Below are 18418 nucleotides of genomic sequence, written 5' to 3'. Positions count from 1 at the left end.
GCATGGCACGATGCGCAATGTGATTCCATTCCCTCCGGCACCGGAACCCGGCTGGTACGCCGACGATCCGGTGGCATATGACGCGCCGGACGCGCGGACCGTGTCCGGGCCCGCCACCCAACCGCAGACCGGGTATCAGAGCCAGCCCGCCGCACAGCCGGCGCAGGCCCAGCCCGCCGAGCAGACCGCCCAGCCCGAACCGCAGCAGCCTGCGGGCGGTCTTGCCGCCGCCGGTCTGGCTTCGGCCGAACCGGTGGTGACCAGTACGTTCGTCACGAACCAGTCGCAGCCGAAGCCGATCCAGTCCACCGTGCAGCCGTTCCAGTCCACGCAGACCGCCGCCCCCGCACAGGCCGCGGCGCACGCCGAACCCGCTGCCCCCGAGCACGCCGCGCAGGACGATGACGAGGATTGGGACAGCACGGTGCTGTCCGGCTCGTTCACCATCAAGCAGGCGCACAAGACCTACATGCTCCACAACGAAGCGACGGGCCAGACGATTCTCATCGACCGCAGCGTGCTCCTCGGGCGCCGTCCCTCCGAGGCGATTCCCGAAGGTGCCAAGGCCGTGAAGATCGAGGATCCGACCCGCACCACTTCCCGCAACCACGCGGCCATCAGCATCGACCAGGAAGGCCAGCTGTGGATCGAGGACTACGGTTCGCTGAACGGCACGTTCATCATCCGCAACGGCGAGGAGCAGCAGGTGCTCAAGGGCACGTCCGTCCAATTGGAGGCTCCCTCCACTCTGCGCATCGGCGACCAATTCTTTACCCTCGAAGAGCAGAAGTAAGCCTCCACCGGCCGGTCACGCCGTCCTGAAACCGGTAACCCTGAAACCGGTCACGCCGTCCTGAAACCGGTACACAGCAGCACATCCACAGTGAAGGACCGCGACTCCCCCACAGGAGTCACGGTCCTTCACATGTCGGCCGGCATCACGCCATCCGGCGGACACTCCGCATCACCTCGGCACGGAATCCCAGCACACCTCAGTACCGCAGCCCCATCACGTCCAGGCACCACGCGTTCTCGTAGGAGACCTCCTCCCACTGCTTGTACCGCCCGGAGATGCCGCCGTGCCCGGCCTCGACCTCAATCTTGGCGATGGCGTCGAACCCGCGCGCCTGCATCGCGGCGAGCCACTTGAGCGGCTCCACGTACAGCACGCGCGTGTCGTTCATCGACGTGGTGATGAAGATGCGGGGGAACGCACGCCCGGCCGCCGAATCGCCGTCCGGCAGATTCTCGTACGGCGTGTACGACTTCATGTACCGGTACACGTCCTCGTCGTGCAGCGGGTCGCCCCATTCATCCCACTCGGTCACGGTCAGCGGCAGCGAGGGGTCGAGGATCGAGGTGAGCGCGTCCACGAACGGCACGTCCGCCTCGATGCCCGCGTACCGTTCGGGCGCGAGGTTGGCGATCGCGCCCATGAGCAGCCCTCCCGCGGAGCCGCCGTTGGCGACGGTGCGCCGCGGGTCGGCGAGGTGCGCGCGCTGCAATGCCGCGGTCGCGTCGACGAAGTCCTCGAACGAGTGCTTCTTGTTGAGACGGCGCCCCTGCTCGTACCATGCGCGGCCGAGTTCGCCGCCGCCGCGGATGTGCGGCACCGCGTACAGTACGCCGCGGTCGAGCATGCTCAGGCGCGCGACGGAGAAGTTCGGGTCGGAGGAGATCTCGTACGCGCCGTAGCCGGTGATGAACATCGGCGAATCCTGTGCGGGGAATTCACGCCGCCAGACGAGCGAGACGGGGATGCGTTCGCCGTCTCGCGCCTTGATCCACACGCGGCGTTCCATGTAGTCGCGCGGATCGTAGCCGCCGAGCACGGTGGCGCGTTTGAGCAGACGATCCTCGCCGGTCTCCGGGTTCATCTCATGCAGTTCGCCGGGGCGCGTGTAGCTGGTGAACGAGTAGCGCATGCGCGGCGCGTCGTACGACGGGTTGCCGCCGGTGCCGATGGAGTAGAGGCGTCGCGTCTCGCCGGGCAGGTGGTCGTCGCTCGCGCCGTCCGACGAGGACGTGTGGTCCGGCACGACGCCCGCACCGCCAGCGCCCACGACGCCCACGCCGGCACCACCAGCCTCCACGCCGGCATCATCACCAGCACCAGCGTGCCGTGCGTCCCCACGCGCATCCCAATCCTCCGCCCACAGCGTCTCGCCATGGTCGCCGGTCTCGTCGCGGTCGTCGGCGACGGTGTCCCAGTCGTCCTCCAGCGCCGGCGGCAACAGTTCCGTGAACCGCCACGGCCGTCCGGCGAGGAAGTCCTCTACGGCGCGCACCTTGGGCATGACGGCCACGTGCGGCAGTCCGTCGGCACGGTAAGAGAGCGTCACGAAGTGACGATGCACCGCGATGCCTTCGATGCCGAGCCCGTGCAGCCCCTGCAGGATGGCGGGATTGCGGGGGTTCATGTACGGCGCGGTGATGGACCGGTCCCGGTCCGCGGCGTCGGCCGCATGCTCGCATCCGTACGGCGAGCCTTCGGCCACGCACACGCCTTCGCCGAGCGTGTACGGCGGATCGTGCCGGCGCATGTCGATCACGTCGATCTCGAAGTTCGGGTTCTTCGCGTTGTGGTAGACGATGGCGAGCGGGATGTCCTCGCCCTGCTCCCCCGCGTGCTCGAAGCAGGCGAAGCTCACGTCGTATTCCACGTCGGTCTTGCGCGGGATGAACGCCTTGAACTCGCCTTCCGGGTCGGTCACGGGCAGCATGAGCACTTCGGTGGTGGTCTTGGAGCCGGTGCCGAGCACGAGGCTGCGTTCGTCGAAGCTCAGGCCGATGCCCACCCAGAAGCGTTCGTCGCCTTCGCGGTAGACGCACACGTCGTCGCCGACCGGCGTGCCGACCTTGTGCCGCCAGACCGCGCACGGACGCCACGCGTCATCGAGTTCGATCCAGAACACGTAGCCGCCGTCCGGCGTGAAGCATGCGCCGCCGACCGCGGGGAACAGTTCGGGCAGGTCGTGCCCGTCGTTCAGGTCGCGGATGCGGTAGTCATAGCGTTCGTCGCCTTCCGTGTCGACGCCGTAGAGCATCCACCGTCCGTCACGGCTCAGGTCCATGCCGCCGAGCCGGAAGAAGTCGTGCCCTGCGGATTCCTTGTTCGCGTCGAAGACGATCTCCTCGCCGTCGAGACTGCCGGGCGCGCCGAGCGGGTCGATTTCGGGCGGGTTCCAATCGTCGGCGCCGCGCACGCGCATACGGCATTGCACGGCGTACTGGCGTCCTTCCTGCGTGCGCGCGTAGTACCAGTAGTCGTTGATGCGCACGGGCACGGACATGTCGGTCTCCTGCACGTGCGATTTGAGTTCGTCGAACAGGGTGCGCCGCAGTCCGTCGAGATGCCGGTTGCGCGCCTCGCACAGCCGGTTCTGCGCGTCCACGTACGCGCGCGTGCGCGGCGAGTCCTTGTCGCGCATCCACTCGTACGGGTCGATGAACACGTCGCCGTGGTGTTCGCGCCGCGTCGGCTCCTTATCCGCGACCGGCGCGACCGGCTCACCCGACGCGACAGAATCACCCGACGCACCCGACTCGCCACCAGGCGCTACCGATGCATCCTTCGTCATCACATCCGTCTCCGGTTCCTTCACGTCGGGCATCGCGTCGCGCATGCCGCCGCCTGAGCCGCCCACACCGCCGGCCTGATTCCTCTCATTGGTCATAACGCACGATTATACGCATCCACGCGCATCATCGAAGCGTCTGCGCGGCATGCGTCTTCAGATACGGCAGCATCGTCTTCATGAGGTTCGCGCCGGTCGTGCCGGTGAACACGGGCACGTCGGTCGCGGGCATCGGCTGCGTGGCGGTCATGCCGGCCGGGTTGATGCCGAACGGCATCGACTCGCGCGGGCTGAGCTGGCGGATTGCGATGGCGAGCACACGGCCCGGGTACCGTCTGACGATCGTCGCGTACGTGGTGGGGTCCTTCTGCCCGTCGTCGCCGACGAGGATGAACCGCATGTCCGGAAAATCGGCCATGAGCTGTTCGACGAATTCGAGCTTGTGCTGCGGGCCGGAGGGAATGAACGTCTTCGGGCGGGGGTCGAGGTCGCGCAGCAGCAGCGGCCCGGCCGGGAAGCCGTGATTCTCGATGAAGTGGCGTATCGCGCCTTCGACGTTCCACGGCGAGGTGGACAGGTAGAAGAACGGCGCGTCCGGGTAGAGGTCGGCGAGTTTGTTGAACAGCACGCTCATGCCCGGCACGGACGCCTTCTTGTCCGGGTTGAGGAACAGCAGGTTCCACAACGCCTTCCACAGGATGGGCGCCTGCGTGATCATGATGGTGTCGTCCACGTCGGAGATGATGCCGACCTTCGCGTCCTTGGGGATGGTGAACAGGTTCGCGTGCACGGGTTTGCGCCCGTTGACCCGGTAGGAGACGTCATGCGTGCCGGGCGTGAGCCGGTGTTCGGCGACGAGGTCGAGGTAGCCGGAGGTGTCGGAGATCGCGTATTCGCTGTCGAGCTCGGGGCGCGAGTCGACCGCGTCGAACGTCTCGGAGACGCCGACCTGCACGGTTTCGAGCGGCACGTCGTCGATGCGGATCTTGACCTGCGTGTGGGGCGAGGGGATGGCGAGCATGCCGCGGATGCCGCGCGTCGCCTTGCCGTACTGGCTGCCTTCGCCCGCGTAGACGGTGCGGCAGATGAGACGCGAGTAGTCTTCGGTCCCGTAGCCGACGTACGGGTCGACGCGCGGGAACCAGTCGAGGCGGTGCGCGGTGCGCGTCGCGCCCGCCACCCACACGCCGAACGCGCGGGTGATGGCCTGGCGCGCGAGCCGTTCGAGCAGCGGCTGCACCTCGTAGCGTTCGCGGCGCGACGCGGCGTCGAACGTGGTGACGGCGCGTCGCGCCGGAATCGGCAGGGTGGGCATGTCGTCGGCGGCGGCGTCGGCGCGCGTCCGCGGCGCGTCGTCCGTCGCGCGCATGCGGCGCATGTCGCCGAGCGCGCGCGACGTGCCGCGTCCGTCGCCGTCCACCGGCCTCCATACGCGTGTCATCGTACGACCTTCGCGTATTCCTCCGCGCTGAGGAGATCGGGTTCGTCGTCCTCCAGTTCGATCTTCAGGATCCATCCTTCGCCGTACGGGTCCGAGTTGATGACGCTCGGATCGTCGGCGACGGCCTGGTTGACGTAGCGGATCGTGCCGGCGACGGGCGCGATCAGCGGTTCGACGGCCTTCGAGGATTCGAGTTCGAGGACTTCGTCGCCGGCTTCGACGCGCGTGCCGGGCTCGGGCAGGTCCACGTAGACGAGTTCTCCGAGCTGGTCGGCGGCGTATTCGGTGATGCCGACCACGGCGGGGTCGAGCGTCGTGTCCACCCACACGTGATCGTCGGAGTATTCGAGGTGCTCGGGCACGTCGAGGTTCTGCGGCTGGTCGTCAATTTCATCGCTCATGCCACCCACCCTACCAAGGAACTCCGAACACGCCCGCAGCGAACTGTGCGCGCCCGGGCGCACATCACGGCGATGGCGGCTTCCGCGCCCCGGGCATGCGAAAGCCCCGCCATGGGGCGGGGCTTTCACGATCGATCGCACCGGTCGTCCGGAGCGTGCGTCAGCGCACCGGGCCGGTGGGCTGGGTGCCGACGACCTGCACGAGCGTGCCGTCGGGGCAGTTCTCGTAGACCCACTGGGCGTCCTGCTCGTACATGTTCACGCAGCCGTGGGAGCCGTGGTTGGCGGGGTCGCCGGAGGCGATGCCGCCGTAGTTCCACAGTGCGGTATGGAATCCTTCGCCGCCGTTGAAGTAGCTGACCCACCTGACGCCCGGCGAGAGGTACTTGGTGCCGTCGTCGTTGTAACCGCGCATGTCCTGCGACCGGTATTTGAGGTAGATGCGCCAGTTGCCGTTGTCGGTCTCGTTGTGGCCGGGGCCGCCGGTGCACACGAGGAAGCTCTTGACCTGCTGGCCGTTGTGGTAGACGACGGCCGTCTGGGAGGTCTTGTCGACGACGATGCGCCATTCGCTCTGCTTCTGCTTGACTTCGAACTTCTTGACGTCGCTGGCGACCTGCACGGTGCCGCCGTTGCCTTCCTTGAGGATGTCGAGCACCTGTTCGGCGGCCTGATCGGTGTCCTTGATGGTGACGCCGTCCACGCCCTTGACCTGCGCGGCGACGATCACGGAGCCCTTGTCGTCGACGATATCCTCCTGAGGGACCATGTCCTGGTTAAGCTGGCCGGGCAGCTGTTCGGACATGTACTTGGCGATGGCGGTGTCGTCGTAGGACAGGGTGATGGCGCCCTGCTCGGGCTGGTCTTCGGCCTTGATCCACGAGGCGACGACGTCGACGGGCAGTTCGAACTGCTTGGCGTCGCCGTTGGTCATGACGATCTTGTTGTTCAGACGCTGGTTGGCTGCGTCGGCGGCCTTCTGCGCGGCTTCGAGGGCGATCGGTGCGTCGATGGTCTCGTCCTCGACCTCGACGGTGGCGGCGGAGCCCGGCTGCGCGATGGCCTGCTTGACGGCGGCGACGACCTTGTCAAGCTTGGGCGCCTTGCCGGCGCGGCCTTCGGCGGCGACGAACGCGCCCGCCTCGGCGTTGAAGCTCACGGACGAGGGCACGGCGCGTTCCGCGTCGGAGACGAGCTTGGCGGAGAGGTATTCGTCGAGCACGCTGGTGTCGGTGCTGGCGGACAACGGCACGTCGACGCGGTTGAACGGGTTGACGCGCAGCACGTCGCCGGCGATGCCGGAGGAGTTCTTCGCCTCCATGACGGCGTCGACGGTCTTGTCGACGTCGATGTCGACGCCGAGGTCGGCCAGAGACGCGGTGGCGCTGGTCTTGCCGGCCGTGTCGTTGACGGTGATGGCGGAGTCCTTGACGGCCTGTTCGACGGCGGCCTTCACCTGGTCGCGGGTCTGGCCGGCGAGGCTCGTCGCGCCGAGGTGCACGCCGGGCGCGACCTTGCCGTCGTAGTAGGCGCGCGCGCCGAAGAACGCGGCGACGAGCGCGGCGAGCAGCACGGCGATGATGGTCAGCGTGATGATGAGCGGCTTGTGCGACTTCTTCGCGACGGTGCCGATGGCGAGCGGCTCGGGAGGAACGGGAACGTCGTTCATGGCGGTGAATCCGTCGGATGGGGCGCCCACGCCCGGCAGCGGCGGCATGGCCTGCGTGGTCTCGAAATCCTCACGCATGGCGCCGTATTCCGGCCGTCCGGTCGGCTGCTGGTTGCGTTCGTCGGTCATTCGCGATCCTTAGTCTACGTATATCCCGCGGGCGCGGCCCGTCGCCGCTTCCCGCGTCGCCCGCAAACCTCTTGCGGACTGGCTCCGACTGTACTCGGACACCTTCCCAGAACGGCGTCCGTTCGCGCCTGCGACACCCCGGATTCGCCGCCGGCGCAACGGTTTGTGGCACATATCACTATTCGAGATATGTCGTTTCGTCACTCTGAACGTGCGGCGCCGTCACTCCGTTCAGAGTTCGTGCCCGAGCCACTCCTCGATCATGTACCGCGCGATCGTGGCCTTGCCGGGCGCGCTCATCCGCCCGGAGACCAATGCCGCGGTGTATTCGTCGGGCGTGACCCAGCGCGCCTCCACGGTCTCCGCGCCGTCCACGCGGATGTCGGTGGTGAGCGCGTGCGCCTTGAACGCCATCATCAGGGAGGAGGGGAACGGCCACGGCTGCGACCCGAGGTACTTCACCTCGCCGAGCCGGATGCCGACCTCCTCCAGCGCCTCGCGCCGGGCCGCGTGTTCGAGGTTCTCCCCCGTTTCGACGAATCCGGCGGAGACGGAGTACAGCGTGGGGTTCTTCCATGCGGCGTTGTGCTGCATGAGCGCGCGCCCCGCGGAGTCCACGATGATGGTAATCACGGCGGGCTCGATGCGCGGGAACAGCAGACGGCGCCCATCGGCGTCGTTCGTGCAGCGCTGCGCCCATCCGCCGTTCGCCGCGGCGACGGGCGCACCGCAGGTCGGGCAGTGGCGCTGCCGGTTGTGCCAGATGGACAGCGATATCGCGCTGGTGGCCTGACCGGCTTCGCGCGCGGAGGCGTGCGGCGCGAAGCCGCGCAGGTCCACCCAGTCGAACCGGTCGAAGGCCTGTTCGAGCAGTCCGGCGCCACGCCGCGCGCCGGAGCCGACGCCCGCGAACGCCGCGCGCGCGGCACCGGCGATCACGCCGCCGTTGGTGCCGTCCTCCGGCTCGTCGAACGCGTCGTCGGCGCCGCGTTCGCTGCCGCCGGCGAGCCGTTCGACGCGCGTGATGTCGACGGCGACGACGTGCTCGTCGCGTCGCCCGCCGTAGGATCCGAGGAACATGGCGACGGCCTGCGGATGCTCGGCGAGGTCGTGCGCCACATACGCTCCGGGGATGGTGGCGAGGCGCATTTTGACGTTCTCGTAGTCGGCGAGTTCGCCCTGCCCGCGCGGCACGGCGATCTTGCCTTCCCGGGTGAGGATCACTTTGGTGGCGGGTTCGGCGAGCACGCGCTCGATGAGTCCGGGTTCGGCGCGGCGTTCGGTCTGGTAGTCGATGTCGCCCTGCGCGAGCGGCAGGAACGGGAGCGTCTGGGTGAGGGCGAGCGGGTTCAGCGCAAGCGTCATGCGTTCACCCTTCCCACGAGGTCGACGAGCGCGGCGGCGACGGTGTCGGGGTGTTCGACGGCGCTGAAGTGGCCGCAGTCGGCGATGGCGGTGAAGGTCGCATTCCCGCCGATGCGTTCGGCGAGCGGGCGCATGACGGACGGATTCGAGGTCGGGTCGAGTTCGCCGGAGACGACGGCGACCGGCACGCGCACGGTCTCGGGCACGCCGGCGAGGTCGGTGCGCCCGTAGGTCATGCGCTGTCGCCAGGCGAGTCCGGCGGGGTTCTGGTCGCGAATCCACGCGGTCATGGTCTCGATGAACTCGGGCGTCTTCTTCACGGTGGAGTCGCCGTCGGCGGGTTGCGCGAAGTGCATGACCGGTTCGACCGAATCGGTCTGCTCGCATGCGTCGGACGTGGCGAGTCGGGCTTCGCCGCCGACGCCGTCGGATGCGGCCATGGTGTCGCACAGGGCGATGCCGGCCACGGTTTCGGGGTGGAGGCGGTACAGGTCGGTGACGAGGTAGCCTCCCATGGACAGTCCCGCCCACACGGCCTTCTCATAGCCGCCGCGGTAGAGGAGCTCCACGTAGGATTCGGCCATGCGGTCGAGCGCGTCCGGGTAGGAGCCGTTGGCGGCGCGGCGGCCGGATGCGGCGTCGGAGGGGGCCGGGGAAAGCCCGGAGCCGGGCATGTCCGGAGCCCAGATGGGGAACGCGGGCAGACCGGCCTCGTCGGCGAGCGCGGCGATCCGTTCGGCGCAGACGGTCCACATGCGGCCGTCGACCGGGTAGGCGTTGACGAGGATGAGCGGCGTGCCGTCGCCGTCGCGCAGGATGCGGTTGTGGATGGTGAACATCGGGTCGGTTCCTTTCATGCCCCGCAGTATTCGAGGGCTTTGCGCACGATGCGGTCGTGGCCGTTGGTCATCTGGTCGAGGAAGGTGGCGAGCATGTCGGAGTGGGGGTCGACCCATTCGACGTCGAGGGTTTCGTCCTGCGGGCGGCAGTCGCCGGCGATGGGCACCACGTAGCACAGCGCGATGGCGTGCTGGCGCGGGTCGTAGTATTCGCTGAGCCCTGGCGTGGGGAAGAATTCGGCGACGGTGAAGGGCTGCAGGTTGACGGGCAGCATGGGCAGGGCGATGTCGCCGAGGTCTTTGGCGACGTTGCGTGCGATGGCTTCGCGCAGCGTCTCGTGGAAGAGCACGCGGCCGGAGATCACGGCGCGTTCGATGGAGCCGTCGTCGGTGACGCGCAGCAGGGAGCCGACCTGCGCGACACGGCCGAATTCGTCGGTGCGCACGGGCACGATCTCCACGTACGCGATGGGCATCTGGCTGCGGGCGCGGTTGATGTCCGCGGGGTCGAGCCATCCGGGGGGATTGCCGTGGCCTGATCCACGGATGAAATCCTCCGGGGTGACGTGGTCGAATTCCCCGCGCGGACGGTCGGCGTCGAAGTCGCCTTCGTCCGGCACCTCATCATTCATCACTGGCATGCGTCCCATTATCGCGCGGCAGTGTGACGGCGTGTGCGCGGCGGTCAGCCTTCAGCCCAATCGGCCGCGTGGCGCTCGCGTGTTGTTCGCCCGTGCTGGTTTGCTTGGATGCCGGGAGCAGTTTCCATATGGGCGTCCGTCGGCATTGCGGCACCCGCGATTCAAGGAGATTCCATGGCCACTACGCAGATCACTTCGGCTGAGTTCGAGCAGACCATCACCGGCAACGACATCGTGTTCGTCGATTTCTGGGCGACATGGTGCGGTCCGTGCCGCGCGTTCGGCCCGATCTACGAGGAGGCGAGCGACAGGCCGGAGAACAAGGGCATCGTGTTCGCGAAGGTGGACATCGATCAGAATCAGGATCTGGCGGCGGCCGCGGGCATCCAGGCGGTGCCGACGCTGATGATTGTCAAGTCCGGCCAGGTGGTGTTCCAGCAGGCGGGCGCGCTGCGTGCCGAGGATCTCGACGATCTGATCGGTCAGGTGAAGAAGCTCGACCTGAACGCGGCGCAGGCCGGGGCCGCGCAGGCCGAGTAGCGGCCGGGCGGCTTTCGTATGCGCGAGCCACCCGGCACGCTATGATATGGGGCAGCATAAGTATGGGGGTGTAGGAGCATATGGCGGACAAGCATGTGGAGGATGGCACCAAGCAACAGCCGGACGAGCCGATTTTCGGCGAGTCGCCGGCATCGTTGCTGAGTGCGGGGGACGAAGGCGACTGGGACATTCCCGCGCTCACGTTCCCGTCGATCGATGATGCGGATGTGTCTCAGGCGCGGACGGGGGCGTTGTCGTTCCCGGAGGTGGACGGCACGGGCGACGACGCGACGGATGCCACACCGGCTGACGGCACTGTTCCCGCGGCAGACGCGATTCCCGTGCAGGGGGCAGGCGCCGCTTCCGCGCCGCGTTCCACCTCGTCCGGCGAGCCGGTGAACAAGCCCGGGCACGGTGTCGAGGCGTGGGAGGCCGATCATCCGACGTTCTCGTCGCCGCTAGCACAGTCGCCGGTGCCGGCCCCGCAGGCCACGGCCACGTCGGAGACGACGGTGCTGCCCCCGGTGGGTGCGGGCTCGTCGCGTGCGGCGGCGGATGCGGCGTTCGCGCAGCAGGAGACGACCGTCATCGCTCCGGACGCGTTGGGCGCGGTCGCCGACGCGTCGCAGGAGGGCTCCGGCCTGCGCGGCATCATCGAGGGGACGAGCGACCGTATCGAACCGCCGTCAGGTGGCGGGGATGGCACGGGTGAAGCGGCCGAGGCGGCTGCGGAACCGCCGATCTCCCCGCGCAAGAAGCTGCTCATCGGCGTCGGCGCCATAGCGGTGATCGCCGCCGTGGCCGGCGTGACCGCGTTCGGCTACTTCCAGCGCACGGAGCGCGAGTCCCAGCTGAACGCCGCGGTCGCCGCATGCAAGAGCGCGGCGAACGATGCGACGAAGGCGAACGACGCGTTGGCGTCCGAACTGGAGAAGGCACAGACCACGCAGAAGATTCCGGCGGACCAGCTCGCCGACTCCTCGACGCTGGCGAAGCTCACGAACGCCGTCGACGACGTCGAATCCACGGATGCGACGCACGCCTGCACGGCCACGCTGCCGGTCGCGCAGCTCAACGCGAACGCGAAGCAGAACGCACAGCTCGCCAGCACAATCAGATCCGACACGAAGACGCTCACCGCTGCGGTGAAGGCCGTGACCGATAGTCAGGCGAAGAAGACCAAGGCGGATACCGACGCCGCGAAGAAAACGCTGAAACAGGCCGTGGCGGACGCGAAGACCCTGCTGACGAACAGCGAGGGCGCGGTGGCGGACGACGCGACGCGCCAGACCCTGCAGGCGGCCGTCGACAAAGCGGACGCGCTACTCAAGGCGACCGACCCGAAGCTGGCCGACCTCACGCAGGCGCAGACCGACCTGCAGAACGCATCCACGGCGGTCAACGATTCGATGAACGCCTACACGCAGAGCACCTACCGGTATTACGGCAACGGCAACACCTACCAGTACTACGGCAACACCGGCAACCCGTATTACGGCAACACCGGCAACCAGACCGGCAACACCGGCAACCAGACCGGCGACAACACCGGCCAGACCAACAACGGTGGCAACACCGGCGGCCAGACCAACAATGGCGGACAGACCAACAACGGCAACGGCAGTCAGGAAAGCGGCAACACCGGCAGCGGCAACCAGACCGGTGCCGGCAGCGGCAACAACAACGGCGGCGGCAATTCCACCCAGGACGAGGTCGAGTGACGCCGGAGAGCGTCACCGGTCGCCGACCCGTTCACGCAATGTTCAACACGCCATCTACACTGGTGGATTAGTGAGTGCCGCGTGCGCATCCAATAGAACGGGCGGCACAACGAAATCTAAGGAGCATTATGGCGAATCATCGCAAGAAGACGCCCACCCTCAAATCCCTGAGCAAGCGCCAGTGGGCGCGTGTCGCGGCCATCGTCGCGACGGTGGGCATGCTTGCGGGTGCCGGCATCGTGTCGAGGAACTTCTACCAGCAGTCGAACGAGCATGCCGCGGTCACCGAATTCTCCGCCACCGACAGCAACGCCCTCGGTGTCTCCCGTGGCGGCGCGCGTGGTGATCTCAACGGCAACACCTCCTATGTGACCGTCAAGATCAACGGCAAGTCACGCACCGTGCTGGGTGACGATTTCACCGACGTGAAGTCCGTGCTCGAGGCGGGCGACATCGTGCTCGACCCGGATGACGCGGTCTCCCCTTCGCTTGACACGAAGGTCACCGAGTCCACGGTCATCACCATCGAACGTGCGGGCGCCACGTTGGAGACCAGCGACAGCGAAATCGCGTTCAACACGGTGAAGAAGGAGACCGAGGCGCTGCCGAAGGGTCAGGAGAAGGTCCAGCAGGAAGGCAAGGCCGGCACGATGGAGACCACGAGCCTCGTCACCCGTGCGGGCGGCAAGGTCGTTTCGTCGAACGTGTTCGCCTCCTACGTGAAAGAGGCTCCGACCGACCGCATCGTGCTCGTCGGCACCGGTTCGTCGTCCGGCTCCTCGTCGGGTTCGTCCTCCTCCAACTCGCTCGGCACCACGGTGCCGGCTTCGGAGATGCAGTCGTGGGCGCATGACTGGCTCATCGATAACGGCTACAGCGAAGCGGACTTCACGGCCGCCGTGTACATCATCAACCACGAGTCCGGCTGGAACCCGCACGCCACGAACGCCTCCTCCGGTGCCTACGGTCTGCCGCAGGCGCTGCCCGGCTCGAAGATGGCCTCCGCCGGCGCCGACTGGGCGGATAACTACCAGACCCAGTTCAAGTGGTTCGTGAGCTACTGCAACGGTCGCTACGGCGGCATCACCGGCGCCTACACCTACTGGCAGTCGCATCACAGCTACTGATCCGTCAGCACGCCCGAGCGGCGTAATGAGAGTGGGGGTGCGGTTCAATCCTGAACCGCACCCCCACTCTCATTACGATCTGGGAATGGCCGTTTGCGTCGGCGAAGAAAACGCCTGTAGAGGGCACCGAATCAGCCGGTCTCGGAAAGGGCTCGCGGTGGAGCCCTTTCCAGCCGGACAGGCGCAGTACACGCACGATGGCGTGCCGATGGCGTTCATGCGGATCATGCCTTGGAATGACTTCGACGCCTCACCGGTCGCGATGATGACGGTCTGACCCGCCCATCGCGCATGACGAATCCTTGTTTGATGGCCTGCATGCGTCCTTCCCCGTCAGGCCTTTCCGGCCATCCGACGGTTTCCCTTATCGCATTATACGAAAGGAAACGAAAAGCCCCCGGCCTTACGGTCGGGGGCTTGAATCACCGGTCATTCAGCGTGTACGCCCTGAACCGGCCAGCGCGATTTCAGCGGGTGCTGTTCTTGCGGACGGCGAACATGGCGGCGCCGGCGGCGGCCATCAGCACGACGGCCACAGCGTACGGGAGCACAGTGACACCGGTCTTCGCGGTGGTGCTGGCACCGGTGCTGGAGCCGCCCTGACCGGCCGGGCAGGTGTTGGCGAAGCTCACGGTCTGCTTACCGATTTCCTCCGCACCGGCGCCATTGGCAGCCTTGGCGCCGAGGACGGTGACGACGGCATCCTTGCAGTTCAGGGTCTTGACCTTGAAGGTCTTCTCCCAGTTGGAACCGTTCTTCTCGAACGTGTCGGTGACCTTGTACCACGTGGTGGTCTTCAGAGCGACCGGGGTCACCTCAGAGACCTGAGTGTCATCGTACTGGATGGCGACGTACGGGTACGCCTCGGCGGTGGCCTCGTCAATCGTCACGGTGATGGTGGCGGAACCCTCGGAGGTGCCCGGGGTGATGGTCGCGGAGTACGGGGCGGCCATGGCAGTCGGGGCGAACGCGAACACGGAGAACAGCAGGGCCGCGACGGCGGCCATAACGGCGGAAATCTTCTTCATCTCTCTATCCTTCCGGTGTGCAAATCCCCTTTGCACACGACGCATAATGCACTTCAATTTGCGGCGGAGAAGGAATCTTCACTCTCTTCCCTCTGCGGTACAGCCTAGCACCGGGGGTGACGAAACGGTAGGGACCGAGGTTAACAACGGGGTAACATGGTGTCCGTCAGGCCTATGATTTGGCCCGAAATCGATAATCATGCCGCATCGGGGAGATACAAGGATGGCTGAGAGAGAGCAGGCACTGCAGCCGAACCGACCACCGCAGTCGGAGAGGAATCGACTGAGCCGCATGCCGCGGGAGGAGTCGACGGACAAGCCGCAGGAAGAGCCTGAGGTCGAATCGTCGCACGACCAGAAGCATGCGCAGCAGCAGGTCATCGACATGAACGCCGTCGACAAGGAGGTGCCGGTGATCGCCGTGGAGGAGAAGGCTGAGCGCCGCCATCATGGGCACCGCCTGAACAAGGAGCACATCGAGCGCATCAAGCGCCGCCACCGCAGGGAACGGTTCCTGTTCCGATTGGACATGGTGCTGCTCATCATCGTCTGCATGGGAGGCGCGGCCGCAATGATCGGACTGCAGGCCCTGCAGTAGACGTCCCAGCAAAGCCATCTCACTATTCGGGCATTTACGCGTACACGTCCGTGCGTGGCGCCATCTACCGTGCGTGCGCGGTCTCGCGCACCACGGTCTTCCCGCCCACCGCATGGGGCGCGGTGACCACGGTCGCCTTCACCTGATACGTCTCCCCCGGCGCAAGACTGATCTGCTTGGCGATCACGGTGAGCCCGTCGTGCAGGGCGTACACGTCGCCCTTCTCGCCGTTCGGCCCGGCCGCATAGTCGGGGATGCCGCCGCCGGCCGGCGCGTACAGGTAGTTGATGAACTGCACGTTGCCCTTCACGGCGCCGTTCTCCAACGTGCCGACCACATACCCGGGCAGTGAATCGACCTGCGAGGCGTCGAGCGTGTTGCGCATGGTGATGGTCACCTCGTGCTTCTCGCTGCCGTCCGCATAGGTCTCGACGAGCTTGTCCTCCACCTTGCGGTCGAGGTACCAGTCCATTTTGGAGGCCATCGAGTCGTTGTAGTACACGCCGATCACCTGTTGCGGCGCCGCGCCGCCGATGCCGAGATACGCGCCGGAATCCTTGGTGACGAGCGTGCCGCCCACCGTGGTGCCGGCGAGCAGTTTCTGCTCGTCCGCGTTCGCGCTCCACACGTAGAAGTGGCCGCCCTTCGCGGCGTTCATGACGGCCTTGCCGAGCTTCACGGGATCGGCGCCGGACGAGTGGAGGATCTTGTCGAACGCGGTTTTGGAGGCGTTCGAGAAGAACGCGTCCTGATCGTCGTTGCCTTGCAGCTGGTGGTACACCTCGTTCAACAGCACGGAGGCCGTGTTGCCGCCGTCCAGCGTCGCCGTATAGCCCCCCTGCGTCACCGTGACCGATCCGGTCACGGCGAGCACCTGCTGCAGGAACACGGGGTCGATGGCGATCACGCCGTCCACGTGGTCGCCGTATTTCGCCCCCCACATGGCGGTGGCGATCTGGCCGGCCCGCGCGAAATCGGGCGTGAAGTTCACGTCCTGCATGAACTCGCCGAGCCGTTCCCCGTATATCGTGTTCTCATTGTCGGTGAGCTGCACGACCGGTTGGTCGAGCTTCTCGAATCCGGCCGCCGGCACGAAATCGTGCATCTCGACATGACCTCCGGTCACGGTCAGCAATCCCAACGATCCGGCGATGCCGCCGGTGGCGCGGATCTCCGCGTTGTTCTGCGCGAGCAGCAGGTAGTTGCGCGGAGCCCCGTCGCCATTGGTGCCGAGCATGGACGGCAGGAGCCGCGCGGCGCGCGCCATGCCGTCGCTCGTGGAGGCGAGGGTGAGGAACTGCTCCTTCACCGGTTCGAGCTGCCGTTGCAGCATGCCGAGCGTCGCGCCGTCGGTGGACTGCATCTCGTTGTTCGCACGCAGCACAGCGGCGTTCGCTTTCGCGAGTTTGGGCACGGCGGTGTCGAGGCCGGGCACGCTGATGGTGCCGTCGGCCATGCTGATGGCGTCCGGGTTGATGTCGTTCGCCGCGTCGGCCATGAGCGGCAGCGCGTCGTTGGCGAGCGTGTGCAGCGCGCCAACGGTGCTCCGGATCGCCTGCACGTCGCCGCCGTAGCGCGGCACGTGCGCGAGCGCCGCCCACACCGGATTGGACGTGTGCAGGTATGCGGCGTTCACGTGCTGGCGGAAATCACGCGCCGTGGCGTCGAGTTTCGCGACTGCACCGTCTTCGGTCACATCGAAATCGCGTATGTCACTGACCGTCGCAGCGGCGCTGCGGAGCTCGCGCGCGACGAGCGCCGCGGAGACGGCGACGTACACACCTACGAGGATGACGGCGGACAGCACCACGGCGACGAGCACGAGCCACGCGTCGCGTAGCATGCGCTTCTCGCGATGGCGACGGTAGCTGCTGTCGTGATGATGGCCGTCGCCACCGGAGTAACCATCATCGCCGCGTCCTCCGCGCTCCCTTGAATGCGCGTCGCCCGAGCCCGTGCGCGACGTGGGTATCGTGTCGGTGGTCAGTTCCTCGATTTCAGTCACGTTGCCACTGTAACGTGAACCTTCCCCACGTAACCGGAAATACCATTTCCTCTCTTTTCCCGCGAAAGCCGACGCGCGACGAGACCGACCGGACCATCGCCGGGCGGCGAGTCCGCCTGTCACTGGTCGCCGATGACGCTGTCCGAATTAAGAGACTGGTTCTTGAGCGTCTCGTAGTCCTTGGGCGAGGCGGCGTTCGCAGCAGCGCCGAGCTTCGTGTTGCGCTTCTGCCGCGCAGGAATGCTCCCCGTGCCATGCGGCCCGAGCCCGGCGTCGACGCGGCGCATCATGTCCTGCCATTCCTTGTATTCGACGCCCACATAACTGACGCCGTCCTGATTGAACGCGTAGGAGGGGCATCCGGCGGTGTCCACGGTGATCGCGCCCTTGCGCATCGTCATCGCATACTGTGTGATCGTCTGCACTGACATGTCTGTGGCGATGCCGCCCGCGAACTCCCTGATGAGTCCAGGCAGCGCGGTGACGGGTTGTTGGGCGATCTTCTCGATGAGCGCGGTGAGCACGATGCGCTGCGCCTGCGCGCGCGAGAAGTCGCCGCCCTGCACCTTGTAGCGTTCACGCGCGAATCCGAGCGCCTGAGTGCCGTTGAGCGTCTGACGTCCGGCCTTGAGGGAGACGCCGCCGTTGCCGCCGGAGAACGATTCCGGTACGTCCACGGTGATGCCGCCGAGTTTGTCGACGAGTCCGGTGAGCTGGCTGAAATCGACTTCGGCGTAATGGCTGATGGGCACGCCGGCGAATTCGGAGACGGTGGTGATGGCGAGCGTCGCACCGCCGAATGAGTAGGCGGCGTTGATCTTCTGCACGCCGGCGATCTTGTCTATCCTCACCTGCATGTCACGCGGGATGGAGACGAGGTCGACGCGCCGCGCGTCCGGGTCGATCCGGGCGAGAATGAGGCTGTCGGAGCGTCCGTTCTCGCCGTCGGAGCGCCGGTCGCTGCCGATGAGCAGCGTGTAGAACGCGCTGTCGGCGGTGGTGGACGGGGTGTTCGCGGCGCTGGAGCGCAGGGCCTGCCGCACGTCGTCGTCCACGGCGATGCTGCGGTTGAGGTCGTTGACGAACATGGCGACCGCGACGACCGGCATGACGACGAGCATGAGAACCAATCCCGCGGCGGCCGCAATGATGAGTCCTCTTGTTCCCTTGCGCTCCCGGTTTGTTTTCCGGCTTGCAGCGTGACGCGACATGTCAACCCCCATCCGTCGCCTGTTGGTCGGCACTATACACTCCGCCGTCCCCCTCCGCCCGTGAGATGGCATCGTTTGCCGCGCGTCCTCTCGCCGTCTACGATGGGTTCGCGGAAAACCAGCCA

15 protein-coding genes are annotated in these 18418 nt (G+C 66.7%); 5 read left to right on the top strand and 10 right to left on the bottom strand.

Features of this window, described 5'->3' with window-relative positions; genetic code table 11:
* Positions 1-10: 10 nt before the first annotated feature.
* Positions 11-793 (top strand): FHA domain-containing protein, encoded by a 783-nt coding sequence (locus BFAL_RS11840; protein WP_055426869.1) that lies wholly within the window; start codon positions 11-13, stop codon positions 791-793.
* A gap of 199 nt (positions 794-992) precedes the next feature.
* On the opposite strand, the gene BFAL_RS02530 is transcribed toward BFAL_RS11840, so the two are convergent.
* From BFAL_RS02530 to BFAL_RS02500, 7 genes are all read right to left on the bottom strand, one after another.
* Complete coding sequence (locus BFAL_RS02530; protein WP_236691631.1) at positions 993-3677, bottom strand: S9 family peptidase; 2685 nt, start codon at positions 3675-3677, stop codon at positions 993-995.
* A gap of 28 nt (positions 3678-3705) precedes the next feature.
* On the bottom strand, positions 3706-4956 hold the full coding sequence (locus tag BFAL_RS02525; protein ID WP_236691633.1) for an App1 family protein phosphatidate phosphatase: 1251 nt from the start codon (positions 4954-4956) through the stop codon (positions 3706-3708).
* A 59-nt stretch (positions 4957-5015) separates the two neighbouring features.
* Positions 5016-5420, bottom strand: a complete 405-nt coding sequence (gcvH, locus tag BFAL_RS02520) for a glycine cleavage system protein GcvH (RefSeq protein ID WP_055426868.1) — start codon at positions 5418-5420, stop codon at positions 5016-5018.
* Between the two features lie 160 nt (positions 5421-5580).
* Positions 5581-7218, bottom strand: coding sequence for a L,D-transpeptidase (locus BFAL_RS02515; protein WP_055426867.1), 1638 nt, complete (start codon positions 7216-7218; stop codon positions 5581-5583).
* 231 nt (positions 7219-7449) lie between these two features.
* Positions 7450-8583: an NAD(+) diphosphatase gene (gene nudC, locus BFAL_RS02510; RefSeq protein WP_055426866.1), complete on the bottom strand. Its 1134-nt coding sequence runs from the start codon at positions 8581-8583 to the stop codon at positions 7450-7452.
* A complete protein-coding gene (locus BFAL_RS02505) occupies positions 8580-9422 on the bottom strand; it encodes an alpha/beta fold hydrolase (protein WP_055426865.1) in 843 nt (280 codons plus the stop codon). Before BFAL_RS02505 ends, nudC begins: the two co-directional genes overlap by 4 nt.
* A 14-nt stretch (positions 9423-9436) precedes the next feature.
* Positions 9437-10063 (bottom strand): NUDIX hydrolase family protein, encoded by a 627-nt coding sequence (locus BFAL_RS02500; RefSeq protein WP_055426864.1) that lies wholly within the window; start codon positions 10061-10063, stop codon positions 9437-9439.
* 108 nt (positions 10064-10171) lie between these two features.
* On the opposite strand from BFAL_RS02500, the gene trxA reads away from it, so the two are divergent.
* The 3 genes from trxA (at position 10172) to BFAL_RS02485 (ending at position 13451) form a co-directional block, all read left to right on the top strand.
* Positions 10172-10603, top strand: a complete 432-nt coding sequence (trxA, locus tag BFAL_RS02495; protein ID WP_082440301.1) for a thioredoxin — start codon at positions 10172-10174, stop codon at positions 10601-10603.
* A gap of 80 nt (positions 10604-10683) precedes the next feature.
* On the top strand, positions 10684-12324 hold the full coding sequence (locus BFAL_RS02490) for an FIVAR domain-containing protein (protein ID WP_055426862.1): 1641 nt from the start codon (positions 10684-10686) through the stop codon (positions 12322-12324).
* Positions 12325-12452: 128 nt separating this feature from the next.
* Complete coding sequence (locus tag BFAL_RS02485; protein WP_055426861.1) at positions 12453-13451, top strand: aggregation-promoting factor C-terminal-like domain-containing protein; 999 nt, start codon at positions 12453-12455, stop codon at positions 13449-13451.
* A gap of 467 nt (positions 13452-13918) precedes the next feature.
* Here BFAL_RS02485 and BFAL_RS02480 read toward each other — a convergent pair whose 3' ends face one another.
* Positions 13919-14479, bottom strand: a complete 561-nt coding sequence (locus BFAL_RS02480) for a hypothetical protein (RefSeq protein ID WP_055426860.1) — start codon at positions 14477-14479, stop codon at positions 13919-13921.
* 223 nt (positions 14480-14702) lie between these two features.
* Here BFAL_RS02480 and BFAL_RS02475 point away from each other — a divergent pair, with 223 nt between their 5' ends.
* Positions 14703-15077: a hypothetical protein gene (locus BFAL_RS02475; protein ID WP_152973495.1), complete on the top strand. Its 375-nt coding sequence runs from the start codon at positions 14703-14705 to the stop codon at positions 15075-15077.
* A 64-nt stretch (positions 15078-15141) separates the two neighbouring features.
* On the opposite strand, the gene BFAL_RS02470 is transcribed toward BFAL_RS02475, so the two are convergent.
* Entirely contained in the window at positions 15142-17082 is a 1941-nt protein-coding gene (locus BFAL_RS02470; protein ID WP_055426858.1) for a DUF4012 domain-containing protein, read from the bottom strand.
* Between the two features lie 119 nt (positions 17083-17201).
* Positions 17202-18293 carry an LCP family protein gene (locus BFAL_RS02465; RefSeq protein WP_082440300.1) on the bottom strand — a complete coding sequence of 364 codons (1092 nt, stop codon included), beginning with the start codon at positions 18291-18293 and terminating at the stop codon, positions 17202-17204.
* Positions 18294-18418: the final 125 nt, after the last annotated feature.

This window comes from Bifidobacterium aesculapii (assembly GCF_001417815.1).
Taxonomy (GTDB): domain Bacteria; phylum Actinomycetota; class Actinomycetes; order Actinomycetales; family Bifidobacteriaceae; genus Bifidobacterium; species Bifidobacterium aesculapii.
The sequence above is the reverse complement of the archived record's forward strand: the minus strand, read 5'-3'. Positions and strand labels throughout refer to the sequence as shown.

Bases quoted from the DNA above. Each gene is read 5' to 3' on its own strand.
- BFAL_RS11840 (WP_055426869.1), top strand. From the start codon at position 11: ATGCGCAATGTGATTCCATTCCCTCCGGCACCGGAACCCGGCTGGTAC.
- BFAL_RS02530 (WP_236691631.1), bottom strand. From the start codon at position 3,677: ATGACCAATGAGAGGAATCAGGCCGGCGGTGTGGGCGGCTCAGGCGGC.
- BFAL_RS02525 (WP_236691633.1), bottom strand. From the start codon at position 4,956: ATGCGCCGCATGCGCGCGACGGACGACGCGCCGCGGACGCGCGCCGAC.
- gcvH (WP_055426868.1), bottom strand. From the start codon at position 5,420: ATGAGCGATGAAATTGACGACCAGCCGCAGAACCTCGACGTGCCCGAG.
- BFAL_RS02515 (WP_055426867.1), bottom strand. From the start codon at position 7,218: ATGACCGACGAACGCAACCAGCAGCCGACCGGACGGCCGGAATACGGC.
- nudC (WP_055426866.1), bottom strand. From the start codon at position 8,583: ATGACGCTTGCGCTGAACCCGCTCGCCCTCACCCAGACGCTCCCGTTC.
- BFAL_RS02505 (WP_055426865.1), bottom strand. From the start codon at position 9,422: ATGTTCACCATCCACAACCGCATCCTGCGCGACGGCGACGGCACGCCG.
- BFAL_RS02500 (WP_055426864.1), bottom strand. From the start codon at position 10,063: ATGCCAGTGATGAATGATGAGGTGCCGGACGAAGGCGACTTCGACGCC.
- trxA (WP_082440301.1), top strand. From the start codon at position 10,172: ATGCCGGGAGCAGTTTCCATATGGGCGTCCGTCGGCATTGCGGCACCC.
- BFAL_RS02490 (WP_055426862.1), top strand. From the start codon at position 10,684: ATGGCGGACAAGCATGTGGAGGATGGCACCAAGCAACAGCCGGACGAG.
- BFAL_RS02485 (WP_055426861.1), top strand. From the start codon at position 12,453: ATGGCGAATCATCGCAAGAAGACGCCCACCCTCAAATCCCTGAGCAAG.
- BFAL_RS02480 (WP_055426860.1), bottom strand. From the start codon at position 14,479: ATGAAGAAGATTTCCGCCGTTATGGCCGCCGTCGCGGCCCTGCTGTTC.
- BFAL_RS02475 (WP_152973495.1), top strand. From the start codon at position 14,703: ATGGCTGAGAGAGAGCAGGCACTGCAGCCGAACCGACCACCGCAGTCG.
- BFAL_RS02465 (WP_082440300.1), bottom strand. From the start codon at position 18,293: ATGTCGCGTCACGCTGCAAGCCGGAAAACAAACCGGGAGCGCAAGGGA.